Raw genomic sequence first — 19,978 nt, forward strand, 5'->3', positions numbered from 1 at the left:
CTTAGGTAGGTTTATGACGCTAACAAACCGGAATCGCCATTGCTCCATGTGCTAAACAATATCTTAGCCAGTCGGCTAAAAACTGGTTAATTTGATGCTTTTCGTCGCGTTGATGCAACTTTTTATTCGGGTAATCATACCGCGCCTTGAAGCGAAAGATCTGCTGGCTTGAACACACTTCAGCGACCATCGCGTCGTGATAGAGGCGCACCGTCATCGACGGCAGGCTCCAGTAGCTAATGCTGGGTGCCGTTTGCTCAATCTCCACCAGCGTAGTGTAGCGCGTTGATTCTGTTATCGTTAACCGATACTGCGCGTTGCTCACCTGATAGCTTACCGTTTCGCCGGGTGCGTCGTTTCGCGGCAGCAGGCGGCGCAGCTGTGCGAAATTGGTTTCGCACAGGCGCATCATTTCTGGGAAGTCAGGCGTATAGCGCTTCATTTTTTCCACTCGTTTCGTAATGTCTGATAATGCAGCTGCAGCCATTGCAGGGCGATGACAGACGCTGCGTTGTCGATTTTCCCCTCTTCTACCCACTGATAAGCCTGTTCCCGGCTCACCACATGAACCCGAATATCTTCGTTTTCATCTGCCAGACCGTGGATCCCTTCCGCCATCGTGGCGTCCACTTCGCCCACCATTATGGACAAGCGCTCGCTGGTACCGCCCGGGCTTGCCAGATAGCTCAGCACCGGCTTGGTGCGACCCACCACCAGTCCGGCCTCTTCCAGCGCCTCACGCCGGGCGACGTCTTCAACCGTTTCACCTTCTTCGATCATCCCGGCCACCATCTCCAGCAGCCACGGGCTCTCACTGACGTCATAAGCGGCGATGCGGATCTGCTCCACCAGCACAACTTCGTCACGCACTGGGTCAAAGGGTAGCAAGACTGCCGCATGCCCGCGCTCAAAAATTTCGCGTCTGATTTCGCCGCTCATTTCCCCGTTAAACAGGCGATGCCTGAAACGGTAAAGATCCATTGAAAAAAAACCGCTATAAAGCGTTTCTCGTGCAATAATTTCTACATCGTTTTTGGCGAATGTCACGGGCAACTTTTCTGGTTTTTGCATGAGTCGAGTCCTGGTAGCAATGGTGATGAAATTGTGAATTTCAAGGCTGTTTGGCTGCCGTTTGTAAGGCTATATGGTAGATTGGTGCAAATTACCGCCAGATGGCACGTTACGCCAACCTTTTGGTATGGAAGATTCTGTTAGAATCGGCAATTATTTTTTAATTAGATCAGCGCTAATACTGCTTCACAACAAGGAATGCAAATGAAGAAATTGCTCCCCATCCTTATCGGCCTGAGCCTGACGGGCTTCAGTGCAATGAGCCAGGCGGAAAACCTGTTACAGGTCTACCAGCAGGCACGTCTGGGCAACCCTGATTTACGTAAATCAGCGGCCGATCGTGATGCTGCGTTTGAAAAGATTAACGAAGCGCGTAGCCCCTTGCTGCCACAGTTAGGTTTAGGTGCAGATTATACCTACAGCAACGGTTTCCGCGACGCTAACGGCGTAAACTCCAATGCTACCAGCGCCTCACTGCAATTGACACAGACGCTGTTTGATATGTCCAAATGGCGCGCCCTGACCCTGCAGGAAAAGAGTGCGGGTATTCAGGATGTGACCTATCAGACTGACCAGCAGACGCTGATCCTGAATACTGCCACGGCGTACTTCAACGTGCTGAGCGCGATTGACGCACTCTCCTACACCGAAGCGCAGAAACAGGCGATTTACCGCCAGTTAGATCAAACCACCCAGCGTTTCAACGTGGGCCTGGTGGCGATCACCGACGTGCAGAACGCCCGTTCACAGTACGATACCGTGCTGGCTAACGAAGTGACCGCGCGTAACAACCTCGACAACGCGCTGGAATCCCTGCGTCAGGTCACCGGGAATTACTATCCTGAGCTGGCGTCGCTGAACGTGGACAGCTTCAAAACGGATAAACCGCAGGCCGTTAACGCCCTGCTGAAAGAGGCAGAAAACCGCAACCTGAGTTTGCTGCAGGCGCGTCTGAGCCAGGATCTGGCCCGCGAACAAATTCGTCAGGCGCAGGACGGCCATCTGCCAACTCTGAGCCTGAGCGCCTCTACCGGTGTTTCTGATACGACCTACAGCGGCTCTAAAACCAATACGTCCCAGTATGACGACAGCAATATGGGTCAGAACAAAGTGGGTCTGAGCTTCTCCCTGCCGCTGTACCAGGGCGGCCAGGTCAACTCTCAGGTGAAACAGGCGCAGTACAACTTTGTTGGCGCGAGCGAGCAGCTGGAAAGCGCCCACCGCAACGTGGTGCAGACCGTGCGTTCCTCCTTCAACAACGTGAACGCCTCGATCAGCAGCATCAACGCCTATAAACAGGCCGTTGTGTCTGCACAGAGCTCTCTGGATGCGATGGAAGCGGGCTACTCGGTCGGTACACGTACTATCGTGGACGTGCTCGACGCGACCACCACGCTGTACAACGCGAAACAGCAGCTCTCCAGCGCGCGTTACCAGTACCTGATTAACCAGCTGAACATCAAACAGGCTCTGGGTACGCTGAACGAGCAAGATCTGCAGATGCTGAACAGCGCGCTGGGCAAACCGGTCTCCACCTCTCCGGACAGCGTTGCACCGGAGAATCCGGAGCAGGTTGCCGCGGTTGATAACTTCAACGCTAACAGCAACACCCCTGCGGCACAGCCGGCCGCTGCGCGTACCACTACATCCGCCAGCAAAGGCAATAATCCGTTCCGTAACTAAGAGTGTCATCAGGTCCACTGCGGCCTGATGCCATCACCCCGCCCCTCTCCCACAGGGAGAGGGCGCATCTGAATCACATCCGAACGTAAGCCAACGTAAAGATCCCCCTGATTCCGCCCCTCTTCGCTTCATTTTCAACCACTCATCCTCTATCCTGAGCGTTATTACCACTGGGTCCTGGAAGACAAACATGAAACGGACAAAATCCATAAATCACGCTTCGTTCCGTAAGAGCTGGAACGCGCGTCATCTCACCCCTGTTGCGCTGGCGGTCACGGCTGTCTTTATGCTGGCAGGCTGTGAGAAAAATGACGAAACGGTTTCGCTGTATCAAAACGCGGACGACTGCTCTGCCGCCACCGGTAAAGCTGCCGAATGTAAAACGGCCTACACCAACGCGCTGAAAGAAGCGGAACGTACCGCGCCGAAATATGCCTCACGCGAAGACTGCGTGGCGGAGTTTGGTGAAGGTCAGTGCCAGCAGGCACCGGCTCAGGCCGGCACCGCACCTGAAAATCAGGCTCAGGCGCAGTCCAGCGGCAGCTTCTGGATGCCGCTGATGGCAGGCTACATGATGGGTCGCCTGATGGGCGGCGGTGCTGGCTACCAGCAGCAGCCGCTGTTTAGCTCGAAAAACCCGGCCAGCCCGGCTTACGGTCAATATACCGATGCCAGCGGCAAAGGCTACGGCGCAGCGACCCCTGGCCGCACCGTGACCGTACCGAAAACGGCGATGGCGCCGAAGCCTGCGACGACCAGCACCATCACCCGCGGCGGGTTTGGTGAATCTGTGGCGAAGCAGACCAGCATGCAGCGTAGTGCGACAGGCACCTCCTCTACTCGCTCAATGGGCGGCTGATCATGGAACGAGTCAGTATCACCGAGCGCCCGGACTGGCGCGAAAAAGCCACAGAGTACGGTTTTAACTTCCACACCATGTACGGCGAGCCGTACTGGTGTGAAGACGCCTATTACAAGCTCACGCTGGCCCAGGTGGAAAAACTGGAAGAGGTGACGGCCGAGCTGCACCAGATGTGCCTGAAGGTCGTGGAAAAGGTCATCGACAGCGACGAGCTGATGGCAAAGTTCCGCATTCCGAAGCACACCTGGGGCTTTGTGCGCCAGTCGTGGAAAACGAATCAACCTTCGCTTTACTCTCGCCTGGATCTGGCGTGGGACGGCAAAGGCGAGCCTAAGCTGCTGGAAAACAACGCCGATACGCCAACCTCTCTGTATGAAGCGGCGTTCTTCCAGTGGATCTGGCTGGAAGACCAGGCCAATGCCGGAAACCTGCCGGAAGGCAGCGACCAGTTTAACAGCCTGCAGGAAAAGCTGATTGAGCGTTTTGCCGAACTGCGCGAACAGCATGGCTTTAACCTGCTCCATCTCGCCTGCTGCCGCGACACGGAAGAAGACCGTGGCACGGTTCAGTATCTGCAGGACTGCGCCGCCGAAGCGGAAGTGGCGACCGAGTTCCTCTATATCGAGGATATCGGCCTGGGTGAAAAAGGTCAGTTTACGGATATGCAGGACCAGGTGATCAGCAACCTGTTCAAGCTCTACCCGTGGGAATACATGCTGCGCGAGATGTTTTCCACCAAGCTGGAAGATGCTGGCGTGCGCTGGCTGGAGCCGGCATGGAAGAGCATCATCTCTAACAAAGCCCTGCTGCCGATGCTCTGGGAGATGTTCCCCAACCACCCGAACCTGCTGCCAGCCTATTTTGCGGAAGATGATTACCCGCAAATGGAGAAATACGTCGTTAAGCCGATCTTCTCCCGCGAAGGGGCAAACGTCTCGATTATCGAAAACGGCAAGACGCTGGAAGCGGTTGAAGGGCCATACGGCGAAGAAGGGATGATCGTCCAGGAGTTCTATCAACTGCCGAAATTTGGCGACAGCTATACCCTGATTGGCAGCTGGCTCATTAACGATCTGCCGGCCGGGATTGGCATTCGCGAAGATCGCGCGCTGATCACGCAGGATCTGTCACGGTTTTATCCGCACATTTTTGTCGAATAGGCCGCAGCCTGATGCCCTCACCCCGCCCCTCTCCCACAGGGAGAGGGTGCAAAAACTAAAAACGGCAACCTGAGGTTGCCGTTTTGCTTTTATTATCCCACCTGCACCGACAGCATACTCAGACTCCCCATCTCGATATCGTCGACCGGGATCGTCACCGGTTCCTGACCATCCCACGCGCCAAGAACGTACAGCAGCGGCAGGAAGTGTTCCGGCGTCGGGTTAGAGAGCGAACCGCCATCATGATCCAGATAATTCACCAGCGGATGCTCCTCAGCCGGGCCTTGCCAGGTCAGGTTCGCTTTAACGTAGTCGTTAAAAGAGGTTGCCCACGGGTACGGCGTGTTCTCACCGTGCCAGCGTGCGGTACGCAGGTTATGCACCACGTTGCCGCTCGCCACCAGCATGATGCCTTCATCACGCAGGGTTGCCAGCTTACGCCCCATCTCAAGATGCCAGGCCGCAGGTTTAGTGCTGTCGATACTCAACTGCACCATCGGGATATCCGCGTCAGGATACATTTTAATCAGCACGCCCCAGGAACCATGGTCAAAGCCCCAGGCTTCTTTATCCAGCGTCACAGGGACAGGTGCCAGCAACTCTACCAGCTTTTGCGCCAGCTCAGGCGAGCCGGGGGCCGGATAATGCGTGTCGTACAGCGCCTGCGGGAAGCCGCCAAAATCATGAATGGTTTTTGGCGCTTCCATGGCGGTCACGCCCGTCCCACGGGTAAACCAGTGCGCAGACACCACCACGATCGCTTTCGGACGCGGCAACGTCTCGCCCAGATGATGCCAGGCGCGGGTATAGACGTTGTCTTCCAGAACGTTCATTGGGCTACCGTGGCCTAAAAACAGGGCTGGCATACGGGAAGAAGTCATGGTGATATCCTTACAGAAGGTGTCAATTTAATGGTGCTACATTACGCGCAATCCGGCAAAGATGAACGCAGATAAGCGTGAAGATCATCATCAGGAAATTTGAATGTAAGGAATGTGTAAAGCCGGGTTTTAAACCTCGCTTTGCCAGAAATGAATCATTTATATTAATGAGAATCATTATCAAAAGGAGCAATGCATGTCAGTCCCCCTGATCCTGACCATACTGGCGGGCGCCGCGACCTTCATCGGTGCGCTCCTCGGCGTACTCGGCCAAAAGCCCTCTAACCGCGTACTGGCCTTCTCACTGGGCTTTGCTGCCGGGATCATGCTGCTCATCTCCCTGATGGAGATGCTGCCTGCCGCGCTGGGCACAGAGGGCATGTCTCCGCTGCTGGGCTACGGCATGTTTGTCTTTGGCCTGCTGGGATACTTTGCCCTCGATCGGATGCTACCGCACGCGCATCCGCAGGATTTAATGCAGAAAAACGTGACGCCCATGCCGCGCAATATCAAGCGTACCGCCGTGCTGTTAACGCTTGGCATCAGCCTGCACAACTTCCCGGAAGGGGTCGCTACCTACGTGACGGCCAGCAGCAATCTTGAGATGGGCTTTGGCATCGCGCTGGCAGTCGCCTTACACAATATTCCTGAAGGACTGGCCGTCGCCGGACCCGTGTATGCCGCAACGGGATCGAAACGCACAGCGGTGTTCTGGGCGGGCATTTCCGGGATGGCCGAAATCCTTGGCGGCGTACTGGCCTGGCTGATCCTTGGTAGCCTGGTCTCTCCGGTAGTCATGGCGGCGATTATGGCCGCGGTAGCCGGGATCATGGTTGCGCTTTCGGTGGATGAACTGATGCCGCTGGCGAAGGAGATCGATCCTAACAACAACCCCAGCTATGGCGTGCTGTGCGGAATGTCGGTGATGGGATTAAGTCTGGTTCTGCTGCAGACCGCAGGAATCGGGTAAAAAAACGCCGGGACTTCCCGGCGTTTTTATTTTCAGCTGGCTTTGCGCTCGTGCGCCTGGCGATACTCAACCAGATCTTCAATCGTGACCACCGGCATGTTGTGCAGGCGGGCAAAGGTGATGCACTCCGGCGCGCGCGCCATGGTGCCATCATCGTTGGTCAGTTCGCATAGCACGCCAGCAGGTTTGAAGCCAGCCAGAGTCACCAGGTCGATCGTCGCTTCGGTATGACCACCGCGGGTCAACACGCCGCCCGCCTGCGCACGCAGTGGGAAGACGTGGCCAGGACGGTGCAGATCGGATGGTTTCGCACCATCAGCAATCGCTGCACGTACGGTGGTCAGACGGTCAGCCGCAGACACACCGGTGGTCACACCATGCGCTGCTTCAATGGTCACGGTAAAACCGGTACCAAAGGCGCTGGTGTTGTTTTCGACCATCATCGGCAGATCGAGCTGCTTACGACGATCTTCATTAATACACAGGCATACGATGCCGCTGCCGTGACGGATGGTCAGCGCCATCTGTTCAACGGTCATGTTTTCGGCGGCGAAAATCATGTCGCCTTCGTTTTCACGGTTTTCATCGTCAAGCACCATCACACCGCGGCCTTCGCGCAGTGCATCCAGTGCATGTTCAACACGTTGAGTTGAAGTGCCAAAAGAGGAAAGTAGCGTCTGATTCATGGTAAAAAAACCTCATTAACATTATGGTTACCAGAATCAGGGCAGTCTTAGGAGCGCCGTATAAGCGGCAAAAAGATAACGTGAGCGGGCCCATGCCCGACTTGATCGTTACTCTCTCCCATCCGGACTCTAACCGTCGGCCCCGGAATTACACCGGATCTGCTGACCTTTGAGTATTCACCCAAAGCGCTCGCGGGCTTTCAGCGTCACGCTGATTTACCGCCGGTGGGGAATTTCGCCCCGCCCTGAGAATAAGCGAGATAACTATAACGCTATTGATTATCCTGGGCAATGCATAAGCATCAAACAATTTTGTTTACCCCGGGCATGACGCGCTACAATGGACACTAACACTTTTCCATCAAGGGAAACGCCAATGATTGACCCGAAAAAAATTGAGCAGATCGCGCGTCAGGTTCATGAATCTATGCCAAAAGGCATTCGTGAATTTGGTGATGACGTAGAAAAGAAAATCCGCCAGACGCTGCAGGCGCAGTTGGTTCGCCTTGATTTAGTCAGCCGCGAAGAGTTTGACGTGCAGACCCAGGTTCTGCTGCGCACCCGCGAGAAGCTGGCGCTGCTGGAACAGCGTCTGACCGAGCTGGAAAACCGCAATGCGCCGGAAGAAGTGAAGCCGGCACCGGCTATTCCACCGGTGGACGACCAGGAGTAAGTGCGGGTTGTATCGCCCGGTGGTGCTTCGCTTACCGGGCCTACATATACTACGCGTAGGTCGGGTAAGGCGCAGCCGCCACCCGACATAAAAAACGGGCCAACTGGCCCGTTTTTTTACTGACTGTCCTTCTGGATCTTCTTGATGATGTTGGTGGTTGAGCACCCGTCCTCAAAGTTGAGCACCATCACCTCGCCGCCGTTCGCCCAGACCTCTTCGCTACCCGCGATTTGCTCCGGCTTGTAATCCCCACCTTTTACCAGCAGGTCCGGCAGAATACCGGCAATCAGGCGCTGCGGGGTATCTTCTTCAAACGACACCACCCAGTCCACCGCTTCCAGCGCGCCGAGCACAATCATGCGCTGCTCGAGCGGGTTCACCGGACGCGTTTCGCCCTTCAGGCGTTTCGTCGATGCATCGCTGTTAACCGCCACAATCAGGCGATCGCCCAGCTTGCGCGCGTTCGCCAGATACGAAACGTGGCCCGCGTGCAGAATGTCGAACACGCCGTTAGTCATCACCACTTTTTCACCACGCTTGCGCGCGGCGGCGACGGCCACCTTCAGCTCGTCTTCGGTCATGACGCCAAAACCGGTATCCGCACGACCGCGCACCGCGTTTTCCAGCTCGATTGGCGAAACGGTTGAGGTCCCGAGCTTACCGACAACCACGCCCGCCGCGGCGTTAGCGAAGTAGCACGCCTCTTCCAGCGAGTTTCCTGCTGCCAGCGTCGCCGCCAGCACGCCGATCACCGTATCACCGGCACCGGTCACGTCGTACACTTCCTGCGCCTGGGTTGGCATATGCAGCGGCGCTTTGCCCGGCTGCAGCAGCGTCATCCCCTGCTCGGAGCGGGTGACCAGCAGCGCGGACAGCTCAAAGTCAGCAATGATCTTCATGCCGCGCTCAACCAGTTCTTCCTCGGTTTTGCACTTGCCCGCCACCGCTTCAAACTCGGAGAGGTTTGGCGTTAGCAGGGTTGCGCCGCGATAGCGCTCAAAATCGGTCCCTTTCGGGTCGATCAGCACCGGCACGTTGGCTTTACGCGCCAGTTGAACCATCGTCTGCACGCTCGCCAGCGCGCCTTTGGCATAGTCGGACAGCACCAGCGCGCCAATATTGCTCAGCGCCTGGTTGATACGCTCGTGCAGCGGCTCGGGATCAACGCCTTCGAACCCTTCTTCAAAGTCGAGGCGGATCAGCTGCTGATTGCGCGACAGCACGCGCAGCTTGGTAATGGTCGGGTGGGTCGGAACAGAGACGAAGTCGCACTTCACGTTCACGTCCGCCAGCGACTTGCTCAACGCACGCGCCGCATCGTCGATGCCGGTCAGGCCCACCAGACGCGACTGCGCGCCCAGAGAGGCAATGTTCATCGCCACGTTTGCCGCGCCGCCGGGACGCTCTTCAATGGTGTCGACCTTAACCACCGGTACCGGTGCTTCCGGAGAGATGCGGCTGGTAGGCCCATACCAGTAGCGATCCAGCATCACATCCCCAACAACCATTACCCCAGCACGTTCAAACTCTGGCAGTGTTACTTTCATTCCTGACTCCAGAAAGATTCACAATTTGCGCGCGATAATATCACACTTGATTTGTTACGCACGGTTCCACCAGCCACTTCTGCCAGCTGGCCGTTACCTGAGCACGTTCATGAGCAAAACAGTCCAGCGCCACGTGCCCCGGCTGCTCCTGCAACGCCAGGTGATGAAGCTCATCGCGAAGCGTCGTGTAGGCGCGGGTTAAGGCCTGCGCCTCCTGCTCGTCCATGATGTCGTTTTGCGCCAGCAGCTCCAGAATGCGCACGTTATCGGACCAGCGCGTCAGCTTCGGCTTGTCGTGGGCGTGCAGCAGCACCAGATACTGGGTAATGAACTCAATATCGGTAATCCCGCCCTCGTCGGCTTTAATATCAAAGCGATCGCGGTGTTTATTGCCGAGATGCGCGCGCATTTTCTCGCGCATTTCGCGCACTTCCGTTTGCAGCGTGCTGCCATCACGCACGGTGGTCATAACCTCCTTACGGATGACGTCAAACTGCGTTTTGAGCTGCGGATCGCCATACACCACGCGAGCGCGCACCAGCGCCTGATGCTCCCACGTCCAGGCTTCATTCTTCTGGTAATCGGCGAAGGACTCCGTCGAGGTCACCAGCATGCCCGCCGCGCCGGACGGACGCAGACGGGCATCCACTTCATACAAAATGCCCGACGAGGTGCGGGTGCTGAACAGGTGCATGATGCGCTGCGCCAGGCGCAGATAGAACTGGCGCCCGTCAATCTCACGCTCGCCGTCGGTCATTACGTCAACCGGGCAGTCGTGCAGGAAGATTAAATCCAGATCGGAGCTATAGCCCAGCTCCCAGCCGCCAAGCTTGCCGTACCCCACAACCGCGAATCCGCGTCCTTCACGTTCGGCCAGGTGTTTCGGCTGGCCGTAGCGCGCCACCATCTGCACCCACGCCTGTTGGACCACCGCGTCGATGATCGCCTCCGCGAGCCAGGTTAAGTGATCGCTCACTTTCATCACCGGCAGCGTTCCGGCGATGTCCGCCGCCGCCACGCGCAGCATCTGAGCCTGCTTAAACTGGCGCAGCGCCTCCAGCTGTTGCTCTTCGTCCTCTTCCGGCACGCGCAGCAGATACTGACGCAGCTCGTCCCGGTAGGCATCCGTCGCCGTGGGCTGATACAGCGTGTTCGGATCGAGCAGCTCGTCCAGCAGCAGCGGGTAACGCGCCAGCTTGTTGGCCACCATCGGCGAGGCGGCGCAGAGCGTAATCAGGTGCTTGAGTGCCCCCGGAAACTCGCTCAGGAGCTCCAGATAGGTGGTACGCGTGATAATCCCGCTCAGCAGCGGCATCATGCGCGACAGCGGCACCGGCGCATCCGCCCGCGAGCAGACCTCGTTCAGAAGGTGCGGCATCAGGTGATCCAGCACCTGACGGCCGCGCGGGCCGATGGCGCGTTTGTTCAGCTCAAGACGGAAATCAGCGATCAGCGCCACCACGCGATGTCGCGCGTCGTCGGTTAAGTGCGTCAGCACCGGCGTGGTGTCATCTTCCTGGAGCGCGTCCTGCCACAGCTCGCGCCAGTGCTCGGAAAGCGCATCGTCCTGCGATTCGCTTTCGTCATCACCGATCAGCTCGTTAAAGATGCGGCGCACGCCTGCCATATGGGCATCCAGCCGTTCGGTCAGCGTTGACCAGTCATCCACGCGCATCCCCCAGGCCAGACGCGCCCGGTTAAGGTCATCCCCCGGCAGGGTCTGGGTCTGTTCGTCGTTGATGCTTTGCAGCAGGTTTTCCAGACGACGCAGGAACAGGTAGGCCTCGCGCAGGGTTTGCGCGTCACCGTCCGGCAGCAGGTGCAGCTGCTCGATGGCGCTCAGGGTCGGCAGCAGCGAGCGGGACTGCAGCGACGGCTCACGCCCGCCGCGAATAAGCTGGAAGACCTGGACGATAAATTCGATTTCGCGAATGCCGCCCGCGCCGAGCTTGATGTTGTCCTTCAGCCCGCGACGGCGCACCTCACGGGCGATCATCCCTTTCATGTTACGCAGGGACTGGATCACGCTGAAGTCGATATAGCGACGGAATACGAACGGGCGCAGCATGGCGCGCAGCTCGTTGGCGTAAGCGTCGTCGCTGTCGCCCATGATCCGCGCTTTAACCATCGCATAGCGCTCCCAGTCGCGCCCCTGCTCCTGGTAGTAATCCTCCAGCGCGGCAAAGCTCAGCACCAGCGGTCCGCTGTCGCCAAACGGGCGCAGGCGCATATCCACGCGGTAAACAAAACCGTCCTGCGTCGGCTGATCCAGCGCCTTAATCAGACGCTGGCCGAGGCGGGTAAAGAACTGGGCGTTGTCGAGCTCGCGACGGCCGCCGCGCGTGGAGCCGTTCTCGGGCCAGGCAAAAATCAGGTCGATGTCGGAGGAGAAGTTCAGCTCGCAGCCGCCCAGCTTGCCCATCCCCAGAATCAGCAGCGGCTGAGGAGCCCCTTCCTCGCTGCACGGCGTGCCCCACTCTTTACAGCAGGCGGCGTAGAGCCAGTCGCGCGCGGCGACAATCAGCGTTTGCGCCAGCTCGCTTAACTGCTGCAGCGTGCTCTCTTCACTCACCTGCTCCAGCGCCTGAGCCCAGGCAATGCGCACCATCACCCGACGGCGGAACTGGCGCAGGACGCGCATCAGCGTGGCTTCATCCGCAACGTCTTCGAGTGCGGTTTGCAGCCAGCCGGCATACTGCCGCCACTCGTCCGCCTGCGGCGGTGCGTTCTCAAGCTCCGCCAGCCAGCCCGGGTTGGCGGTGATGCTTTCCTGCACAAAATCACTGAAGGCGAGCACGCTCTTCGCCTGCTCGCTTAACGATGACGCCGGTAATGACTCAGGCAGACGTTCGCAAACGGTCTGCCACTGCTGCTGTAACGGTGAAGAAAGCGGCATTATAGGGGTTCCTTGCCAGAGTTAACGTTTTCCGCTGTGCAGCCAGAACGGCTCCTGCGAAATGGCCTCGTTACGGAAATGCTCTATCTCGATATGCTGACGGGTTTCAATGGCATGCTTCAGCCCCTGCCAGTTTTCCAGCCACGCCTGCGCCTTTGGACCATCGTAGGCACCGGAAAGGAGCAGCATGCTGTCGATGTTGCGCGAAAGACGGGGAAGCTGATCGCCATACTTATCGCCGAGCGGATACGCAAAGGTGCTCTTCAGTTCGGCCGCATGACGGGAAAGATGAATATCTGCGAAACGCTTAAAGTTTTCCGCGATTTTGGCCTCGGCTTTCGCATCCAGGAAGGCGCGCCAGCCGCGCGTCACCAGAAACTCGGTCAGCGCCAGTTTTGCCGAAGCGGCCTGCGGGCTGTAAATCGCCGTTTGCGCCGAGACGTCCGAGAGCATTAGCGTTTCGGTTTGCGTCAGCAGATCGCGTAAGTGAGCGCTCGCTTTGCGAGGAACGATACCGCCGAACAGCGCCAGGGTATGGCGCACCAGGGCAATCGCCGCCAGCACGTGGGATTTCGCGTTTTTCACATTTCGCACCCACAATTCTTCATGGTATTGCCACTGAGAAAGCGCCAGCTCCAGCGCGGCTTCCAGACCCTGCTCAACGCTGGCTTTCGGCGCAACGTGCAGGATGGTCGTCTCTCTCAGCACGCGCGGCGCATTTCCGGCGGCCAGATGGTAACCCCGCGCGGCTTTACTCAGGCTTCCCTGACGCAGTCCGGACTGGTTCACCAGCCTGCGCGCCAGCTTCAGCACGTCATTTGCGTCCCCTTCCAGCAGCTCAAGCTCGAGTTCGCAAATCGGCTCCTGGAACTCACCCGCCTTCACGTCCCCCAGATCGAGGGCGATTTCGATGCGGCTTTTGCCTTCCGTCACCAGCCATTTTTCGCGCCAGAAATCGGTGCTGAACAGCGGCTGCACCTGTTCCGCCAGCGTGGAAGGCAGCTCGCCATCCGGCCAGACTTCCGCCGGGAAACGTTCCAGCTCAAGTTCCGGCTTGCTGATGTCGATATTGTATTCCGGGCGCTGATGTAAACCGCCGACCACGCGGCCGGCAATTTTCATCGTCATCTCGTAGCGCCCGCTCGCGCCGCGGATGCGCAGCCCCATATCATGGCGGCGCAGCCAGCTGTCTGGCGTTTCATAATAGATATTAAGCAGTTGTACCGGTGCATGGTGTTCGCCGGAAAGCGTATGCAGATGCTGGCGGAGTGCGTCAACGCTGTCTTTTTCGACGATAAACTTTAATTCGATTTCTTGTGCCATAGCCTTGTACTTTTGCGGGCGTCACAGACGCGTCAATGAGGGCGAACTTCCTCGCCATTTGTTTGTCAGTACATAGTATTTTGCGCCAAATTGCCATGCAATGAGCAATTTGGCGGGCGTAAATGTATAGAGTCGTGACACAGATGATTCTGATTGCTGACGAATGCTTTGCGTAGAGACACTGTTGCCACTACTATCGTTCCACTATTTATGAAAATAACGACTAATGATGCTTAAATTACGCCTGATTGGACTTACTTTACTCGCTTTTAGCGCCGCAACCGCAGTGCACGCTGAAGAGAAGCGTTACGTTTCTGACGAACTGAACACCTGGGTACGCAGTGGCCCCGGAGATAATTATCGCCTCGTGGGCACGGTGAATGCCGGCGAGGAAGTCACCCTGTTACAGACCAACGCGGACACCAATTACGGTCAGGTTCGCGACAGTACCGGCCGTACGTCCTGGATCCCGCTGAAAGAGCTGAGCACCGTGCCAAGCCTGCGCACGCGCGTTCCCGATCTGGAAAACCAGGTGAAGACCCTGACCGATAAGCTGAACAACATCGACGGCACCTGGAACCAGCGCACCGCTGAAATGCAGCAGAAAGTGGCGCAAAGCGACGGTGTGATTAACGGTCTGAAAGAAGAGAACCAGAAACTGAAAAACGAGCTGATTGTCGCGCAGAAAAAGGTGAATGCCGCCAATCTGCAGCTCGACGACAAACAGCGCACCATCATCATGCAGTGGTTTATGTATGGCGGCGGCGTGCTGGGCGTGGGTCTGGTGCTGGGTCTGGTGCTGCCGCATCTGATCCCAAGCCGCAAGCGTAAAGACCGCTGGATGAACTAATTCGTCTTCTCTGCCAGACTTACGTATCATTCTGGAAAAGAGAAAACGGGAGAGTTGGGCGTGAAGAGTTATCTTGTCGGTGGTGCGGTACGTGATGCGTTGTTAGGTCTGCCGGTCAAAGATAAAGACTGGGTGGTGGTTGGCGCCACCCCTGAAGAGATGCTCGACGCGGGCTACCAGCAGGTAGGCCGCGATTTTCCCGTGTTCCTGCACCCGAAAAGCCGTGAAGAGTATGCCCTGGCGCGTACTGAGCGGAAATCGGGCTCGGGCTATACGGGCTTTACCTGCTATGCCGCGCCGGACGTGACGCTGGAGCAAGATCTCCTGCGCCGCGATCTCACCATCAACGCGCTGGCGCAGGACGAGGACGGGCAGATCGTTGACGCCTATGGCGGTCAGGACGATCTGCGCAACCGCCTTTTACGTCACGTTTCCCCGGCGTTTTCTGAAGATCCGCTCCGCGTGCTTCGCGTAGCGCGCTTTGCCGCGCGTTACGCCCATCTCAGCTTCCGTATTGCCGATGAGACAATGGCGCTGATGACCGCCATGACCGAGGCGGGCGAGCTTGAACACCTGACGCCAGAGCGCGTCTGGAAAGAGACGGAAAATGCCCTCACCACGCGCAACCCGCAGGTCTTTTTCCAGGTTCTGCGCGACTGCGGCGCGCTGAAGGTGCTGTTCCCGGAAATAGACGCGCTGTTTGGCGTACCTGCCCCGGCAAAATGGCACCCGGAAATTGATACCGGCGTACACACGCTGATGACCCTGAGCATGGCCGCCATGCTCAGCCCTGACGTGGACGTGCGCTTTTCCACCCTGTGCCACGATCTCGGCAAAGGCCTAACGCCAAAAGAATTCTGGCCTCGCCACCACGGGCACGGCCCGGCAGGGGTGAAGCTGGTCGAAGGGCTGTGCCAGCGTCTGCGCGTGCCGAACGAGATCCGCGATCTGGCGAAACTGGTGGCCGAGTTCCACGATCTGATCCACACCTTCCCGATCCTGAAGCCGGCCACCATCGTTAAGCTTTTCGATAACATCGACGCCTGGCGCAAACCCCAGCGCGTAGAGCAAATCGCGCTGACCAGCGAAGCTGACGTGCGCGGTCGAACCGGGTTTGAAGCGTGCGATTACCCGCAGGGACGTTTACTGCGTAAAGCCTGGGATGTAGCGAAAGCGGTGCCCACGAAGGACGTTGTCGAAGCAGGATTCAAAGGACCGGAAATTCGCGAAGAGCTCACGAAACGGCGAATTCAGGCGGTGTCGGACTGGAAGGAAAAGCATTGCCCTCAGCCGAAAGACTGAGGGCCATCGGTCAGAAGAAGACCACGTACACCGCAGCCGCCACGATAAAGCGATAGATCGCGAACGGAATAAACGAGATACGCTTAATCAGCTGCAGGAAGGTTTTAATGGCAATCAGCGCCACGATAAACGCGGTGATGAAGCCAACGGCGAACATCGGAATGTCGCCCGTGGTAAGAAAACCAATGCTTTTATAGAGGTCAAGCGCGGTGGCGCCCATCATCATCGGCACCGCCAGCAGGAACGAGAACTCTGACGCGGCGTAACGGCTTACGCCCATCAGCATCCCGCCGGAGATGGTAGCGCCTGAACGCGAGAAGCCCGGCCACAGCGCCAGACACTGGAAGCAGCCAATGATAAACGCCTGACGATACGTCATATCGTCCAGACCTTCCGCGCGCGGCGTTTTTGGCTTCAGCACTTCCGCGGCGATCAGCAGTAAGCCCCCTACCACCAGCGCGTACATTACGTTAATCGGGTTAAACAGAGATTTGATGGCGTCGTGGAACACCAGGCCCAGCACCACCGCAGGGATCATCCCGAGCAGAATATGGATCAGCGACAGGCGACCTTTACCGGCCCCCTCGTGCTGAGGCGGACGGCCAAAATGGATGCCGATCAGGCCAAACAGGCGACGCCAGAACATCACGACCACCGCCAGAATAGACCCCAGCTGGATCACCACTTCAAACGTTTTTGCGGTATCGCCTTCAAAGCCCAGCAGATGGCCAACGATAATCATATGGCCCGTACTGGAGACCGGCAAAAACTCCGTCAATCCTTCGACCACACCCAGTATTGCCGCCACCAGCAGCGAGTGCATATCGCTCATCTATAAACCCCTAAAAAGATATAAAAAAACGGTGTCCCATATGGACAACCGATAAGATACAGTCTTGAGACCGGTATAACCTAAAATGGTTTAGCAATTATGACGTTAAATCTTTCCTTTCAGATTTGTGCCACGCTCAATGATGACGCCAACGTTGGCGGCGCGCGCCACCGCTCCCGGCTTGCTCAGCTTGATGCGCACCCAAGGTGAGTTGAATTTTTTCAACAGCAATTCTGCGACTTCTTCCGCCACCCGTTCGACCAGCGCAAAACGTTGCCCTTCAACGTGGGCGATGACCGTTTCACTGATATCGGCATAGCTCAGACAGTCGTTCACGTCATCGCTTTTTGCCGATTTGCGGTTATCCCATCCCATTTCGATATCGAACACCAGTTTCTGCTCGATGGTCTGTTCCCAGTCGTAAACACCAATTGTGGTGATTACCGAAAGTTGCTCTATAAATACAATATCCATCACGACCTGCCTGCTTTTTGGCTAAACCGGATACCACTTCCGGCGAATTATGCGTATTATCCACAGATGTTGAGAATACAGATACATTTTCAAAACGGAACAGCGTTATGAGTGCAATCGCGCCTGGAATGATCCTCCTCGCCTATCTTTGCGGCTCAATCTCCAGCGCCATTCTGGTCTGCCGCATTGCCGGGTTACCTGACCCGCGTGAAAATGGTTCCGGGAATCCGGGGGCGACCAACGTACTACGAATTGGCGGCAAGGGAGCAGCCGTAGCGGTTTTGATTTTTGATGTACTGAAAGGGATGCTGCCCGTCTGGGGCGCCTATGCGCTGGGCGTCACGCCGTTCTGGCTGGGGCTCATTGCTATTGCCGCCTGCGTCGGTCACATCTGGCCCGTATTCTTCGGCTTCAAAGGCGGAAAAGGCGTTGCGACGGCCTTCGGTGCGATTGCACCTATCGGCTGGGACTTAACCGGCGTCATGGCCGGGACCTGGCTTCTGACCATTCTTCTGAGCGGCTATTCGTCGCTGGGCGCTATCGTCAGCGCGCTGATCGCCCCGTTCTACGTGTGGTGGTTCAAACCCCAGTTCACCTTCCCGGTGTCGATGCTCTCCTGTCTTATCCTGCTGCGCCATCACGACAATATCCAGCGCCTGTGGCGTCGTCAGGAGACCAAAATCTGGACGAAGCTCAAGAGAAAGAAAAAAGACGCTCCGAAGGGTTAGTTATGCCTTATAGCCAAATGTGATTTTGGTCACCTTCTGCCTGTGGTAACTGTTAGGGACACAACACAACCACATAAGAAGAAAATGGCTGAAATCACAGAATCAACTCCCCTTTCAACGACAGGTAATCCTCCTGATGGCGACATCCAGTGGGTGCGCAGCGCATCGGATGTATCACGCCTCGTTAATGACGGTTCTCAGGGCCGGGCAAATGCCCGTATCGTGGTCGGTATCGCTTTGGGCGGCATTTTCCTTGATGCCTACGATCTGGGCGCGCTGGCGTTTGGCATTAAAGACATCACCCGCGAATTTAGCCTGACGCCCGCCGGTACCGGCATGGTGGCCTCGGCGATTACCTTTGGCGCTATCGTCGGGGCGCTGCTCGGCGGCTATCTCACGGATAAAATCGGGCGCTACCGCGTTTTTATGGCTGATATGGTGTTCTTCGTGGTGGCAGCGATCGCCTGTGCGCTGGCCCCGAACGAATATGCGCTCGCGGGCGCCCGCTTTGTGATGGGGCTGGGGGTTGGGATCGACCTTCCCGTGGCGATGGCGTTTTTAAGCGAGTTCGCCAGGCTAAAAGGACCCGGAAATAAGGCCTCCAGCGTCGCGATGTGGTGCCCCACCTGGTATGCCGCCATCAGTATCTCCTACCTGCTGGTGCTTTTCTTCTACGCCGTGCTGCCGGAGAGCCACAGCGACTGGCTGTGGCGTTTGATTCTCGGCTTTGGCGCGGTGCCCGCGCTGGTGATTATCGCCATCCGCAGCCGCTATATGAGCGAATCTCCGGTCTGGGCGGCGAATCAGGGCAACCTGAAAGAGGCAGCGTCCATTTTGCGGCAGTCGTACAACATCAACGCCCACGTACCGCAGGACGCGCTCGGCCAGCCCGCACCCGTCGTGAATAAAGCGAAATGGTCAAACTATCTGAACCTGTTTCGCGGCATCTATTTGCGCCGCACGACGCTCGCCACGCTGCTTTCCGTGGTCTCGTCGTTTGCCTATAACGCCGTGGCGTTTGGCCTGCCGGTGATCATCTCCAGCTTCTTCGTCCAGTCGATGCTCACCACCATTCTCATTTCTCTGGCGCTTAACCTGCTGTTTGCCTTCGTCGGCGGACTACTGGCGGTACGCTACGTGCCGCGCTTCGGCGCCTGGCGGATGTCGCTGGCGGGTTATGCCTGCCAGCTTGTCGCATTGCTTGGCCTGGCGCTGATTGGCCGACCGGAAGGTGCCTCTGAAGGCGTGCTTGCCGTAGCCATGCTGGCGCTATTCCTGTTCGGTCAGGGCTTCGGCCCGGGCGCGCATACCATGACGTTCGCCTCCCTGAGCTACCCAACCTCGCTGCGCGGCGTGGGCGTGGGTCTCAACCAGACGCTGATGCGCAGCAGTTCGACGCTCTCACTGTTCCTGTTCCCGCTGCTGGTCGCCTCGCTGGATACCGCCGTGTTCTGGGTGATTGCGCTGGCGCCGTTTATCGGCCTGGCGTCGCTGCTGGCGATCCGCTGGGAACCGTCCGGATATGATGTGGATGCAGAGGACTATCGGTAACGACACATTACTTCGGTGGGTTCAACCCACCGAAGGGTTATTACAAATCGTCGAGCAGCGTTCGGGAGAGTTTTTTTAGCGTCTCAAGCTCATCGTCATTCATCCTCATGCTGCAGCGAATCTGATCCGGCAATGCCATCACCCGTTTCTTCAGGTCTTTGGCCTTGTCGGTCAGTACAACATTTTTCATCCTTTCATCACCCACAACCGCGATACGGTTGAGGAATCCTTTTGCCTCAAGCTTTTGTACAAGCGGGGTCAATGTGCCCGAATCAAAAAACGTCTTATCGCTGAGATCGCGAAGTGGGATGTTGTCTTTCTCATAAAGCGCCATCAAAACAACGAATTGCGGATAGGTCAGGTCCATCTCTTGCAGTAAGGGGCGATACTGGCGAACAAACGCGTTGGTGACCGAGTACAGCGAGAAGCAAAGTAAATCGTCTAGCGTTTTGTTTTCTTTCATTTTTCTATCAACTCCAAATCGGTTGC

Annotated in this window: 19 protein-coding genes and 1 riboswitch; of the genes, 9 read left to right on the forward strand and 10 right to left on the reverse strand. The window is 57.2% G+C overall.

From position 1 onward, the window contains the following. Positions 1 to 19: 19 nt before the first annotated feature. The gene (locus DEO48_RS16740; RefSeq protein ID WP_003862516.1) at positions 20 to 442 is read right to left on the reverse strand and encodes a DUF1249 family protein; all 423 of its coding nucleotides are present in this window, start codon (positions 440 to 442) and stop codon (positions 20 to 22) included. Beyond that, the gene (gene nudF / locus DEO48_RS16745; protein WP_109845781.1) at positions 439 to 1,071 is read right to left on the reverse strand and encodes an ADP-ribose diphosphatase; all 633 of its coding nucleotides are present in this window, start codon (positions 1,069 to 1,071) and stop codon (positions 439 to 441) included. Before nudF ends, DEO48_RS16740 begins: the two co-directional genes overlap by 4 nt. Positions 1,072 to 1,275: 204 nt before the next feature. Between nudF and tolC the strand changes: the two genes are divergently transcribed. From tolC to DEO48_RS16760, 3 genes are all read left to right on the forward strand, one after another. After that, on the forward strand, positions 1,276 to 2,754 hold the full coding sequence (gene tolC, locus DEO48_RS16750) for an outer membrane channel protein TolC (protein ID WP_032659905.1): 1,479 nt from the start codon (positions 1,276 to 1,278) through the stop codon (positions 2,752 to 2,754). Positions 2,755 to 2,944: 190 nt separating this feature from the next. Next, positions 2,945 to 3,613 carry a DUF1190 family protein gene (locus tag DEO48_RS16755; RefSeq protein ID WP_109845782.1) on the forward strand — a complete coding sequence of 223 codons (669 nt, stop codon included), beginning with the start codon at positions 2,945 to 2,947 and terminating at the stop codon, positions 3,611 to 3,613. Between the two features lie 2 nt (positions 3,614 to 3,615). Next, the gene (locus DEO48_RS16760) at positions 3,616 to 4,776 is read left to right on the forward strand and encodes a glutathionylspermidine synthase family protein (protein ID WP_032659903.1); all 1,161 of its coding nucleotides are present in this window, start codon (positions 3,616 to 3,618) and stop codon (positions 4,774 to 4,776) included. Positions 4,777 to 4,868: 92 nt separating this feature from the next. Here DEO48_RS16760 and ygiD read toward each other — a convergent pair whose 3' ends face one another. Further along, positions 4,869 to 5,657 (reverse strand): 4,5-DOPA dioxygenase extradiol, encoded by a 789-nt coding sequence (gene ygiD / locus DEO48_RS16770; RefSeq protein WP_109845784.1) that lies wholly within the window; start codon positions 5,655 to 5,657, stop codon positions 4,869 to 4,871. 196 nt (positions 5,658 to 5,853) lie between these two features. Between ygiD and zupT the strand changes: the two genes are divergently transcribed. Next, positions 5,854 to 6,627 carry a zinc transporter ZupT gene (zupT, locus tag DEO48_RS16775; RefSeq protein ID WP_033146665.1) on the forward strand — a complete coding sequence of 258 codons (774 nt, stop codon included), beginning with the start codon at positions 5,854 to 5,856 and terminating at the stop codon, positions 6,625 to 6,627. Positions 6,628 to 6,659: 32 nt separating this feature from the next. Here zupT and ribB read toward each other — a convergent pair whose 3' ends face one another. Next, on the reverse strand, positions 6,660 to 7,313 hold the full coding sequence (ribB, locus tag DEO48_RS16780) for a 3,4-dihydroxy-2-butanone-4-phosphate synthase (RefSeq protein ID WP_023309208.1): 654 nt from the start codon (positions 7,311 to 7,313) through the stop codon (positions 6,660 to 6,662). A 106-nt stretch (positions 7,314 to 7,419) separates the two neighbouring features. After that, positions 7,420 to 7,570, reverse strand: a riboswitch (FMN riboswitch). A gap of 119 nt (positions 7,571 to 7,689) precedes the next feature. Between ribB and ubiK the strand changes: the two genes are divergently transcribed. Continuing rightward, positions 7,690 to 7,986: a ubiquinone biosynthesis accessory factor UbiK gene (gene ubiK / locus DEO48_RS16785; RefSeq protein ID WP_014071796.1), complete on the forward strand. Its 297-nt coding sequence runs from the start codon at positions 7,690 to 7,692 to the stop codon at positions 7,984 to 7,986. Between the two features lie 116 nt (positions 7,987 to 8,102). On the opposite strand, the gene hldE is transcribed toward ubiK, so the two are convergent. From hldE to DEO48_RS16800, 3 genes are read right to left on the reverse strand one after another with little or no spacing between them, the layout of a single operon-like run. Further along, a complete protein-coding gene (gene hldE, locus DEO48_RS16790; RefSeq protein ID WP_109845785.1) occupies positions 8,103 to 9,533 on the reverse strand; it encodes a bifunctional D-glycero-beta-D-manno-heptose-7-phosphate kinase/D-glycero-beta-D-manno-heptose 1-phosphate adenylyltransferase HldE in 1,431 nt (476 codons plus the stop codon). Positions 9,534 to 9,573: 40 nt separating this feature from the next. Continuing rightward, positions 9,574 to 12,432, reverse strand: a complete 2,859-nt coding sequence (gene glnE / locus DEO48_RS16795) for a bifunctional [glutamate--ammonia ligase]-adenylyl-L-tyrosine phosphorylase/[glutamate--ammonia-ligase] adenylyltransferase (protein ID WP_109845786.1) — start codon at positions 12,430 to 12,432, stop codon at positions 9,574 to 9,576. A gap of 18 nt (positions 12,433 to 12,450) precedes the next feature. After that, entirely contained in the window at positions 12,451 to 13,752 is a 1,302-nt protein-coding gene (locus tag DEO48_RS16800; RefSeq protein ID WP_109845787.1) for an inorganic triphosphatase, read from the reverse strand. 229 nt (positions 13,753 to 13,981) lie between these two features. Between DEO48_RS16800 and DEO48_RS16805 the strand changes: the two genes are divergently transcribed. Both DEO48_RS16805 and DEO48_RS16810 read left to right on the forward strand, forming a co-directional pair. Beyond that, entirely contained in the window at positions 13,982 to 14,602 is a 621-nt protein-coding gene (locus tag DEO48_RS16805) for a TIGR04211 family SH3 domain-containing protein (RefSeq protein WP_024906484.1), read from the forward strand. A 60-nt stretch (positions 14,603 to 14,662) separates the two neighbouring features. Further along, positions 14,663 to 15,904 carry a multifunctional CCA addition/repair protein gene (locus DEO48_RS16810; protein WP_023309213.1) on the forward strand — a complete coding sequence of 414 codons (1,242 nt, stop codon included), beginning with the start codon at positions 14,663 to 14,665 and terminating at the stop codon, positions 15,902 to 15,904. Between the two features lie 10 nt (positions 15,905 to 15,914). On the opposite strand, the gene bacA is transcribed toward DEO48_RS16810, so the two are convergent. Then, positions 15,915 to 16,736, reverse strand: a complete 822-nt coding sequence (gene bacA / locus DEO48_RS16815) for an undecaprenyl-diphosphate phosphatase (RefSeq protein WP_059446126.1) — start codon at positions 16,734 to 16,736, stop codon at positions 15,915 to 15,917. A 105-nt stretch (positions 16,737 to 16,841) separates the two neighbouring features. After that, on the reverse strand, positions 16,842 to 17,210 hold the full coding sequence (folB, locus tag DEO48_RS16820) for a bifunctional dihydroneopterin aldolase/7,8-dihydroneopterin epimerase (protein WP_023309215.1): 369 nt from the start codon (positions 17,208 to 17,210) through the stop codon (positions 16,842 to 16,844). A gap of 107 nt (positions 17,211 to 17,317) precedes the next feature. On the opposite strand from folB, the gene plsY reads away from it, so the two are divergent. Next, on the forward strand, positions 17,318 to 17,938 hold the full coding sequence (plsY, locus tag DEO48_RS16825; RefSeq protein ID WP_023309216.1) for a glycerol-3-phosphate 1-O-acyltransferase PlsY: 621 nt from the start codon (positions 17,318 to 17,320) through the stop codon (positions 17,936 to 17,938). Positions 17,939 to 18,022: 84 nt separating this feature from the next. Continuing rightward, a complete protein-coding gene (locus tag DEO48_RS16830; protein ID WP_109845788.1) occupies positions 18,023 to 19,489 on the forward strand; it encodes an MFS transporter in 1,467 nt (488 codons plus the stop codon). A gap of 40 nt (positions 19,490 to 19,529) precedes the next feature. Here DEO48_RS16830 and DEO48_RS16835 read toward each other — a convergent pair whose 3' ends face one another. Then, the gene (locus DEO48_RS16835) at positions 19,530 to 19,952 is read right to left on the reverse strand and encodes a MarR family winged helix-turn-helix transcriptional regulator (protein ID WP_045356087.1); all 423 of its coding nucleotides are present in this window, start codon (positions 19,950 to 19,952) and stop codon (positions 19,530 to 19,532) included. Positions 19,953 to 19,978 lie beyond the last annotated feature (26 nt).

The sequence above is a fragment of the Enterobacter sp. CGMCC 5087 genome (assembly GCF_003144775.1).
GTDB lineage: Bacteria > Pseudomonadota > Gammaproteobacteria > Enterobacterales > Enterobacteriaceae > Enterobacter > Enterobacter cloacae_M.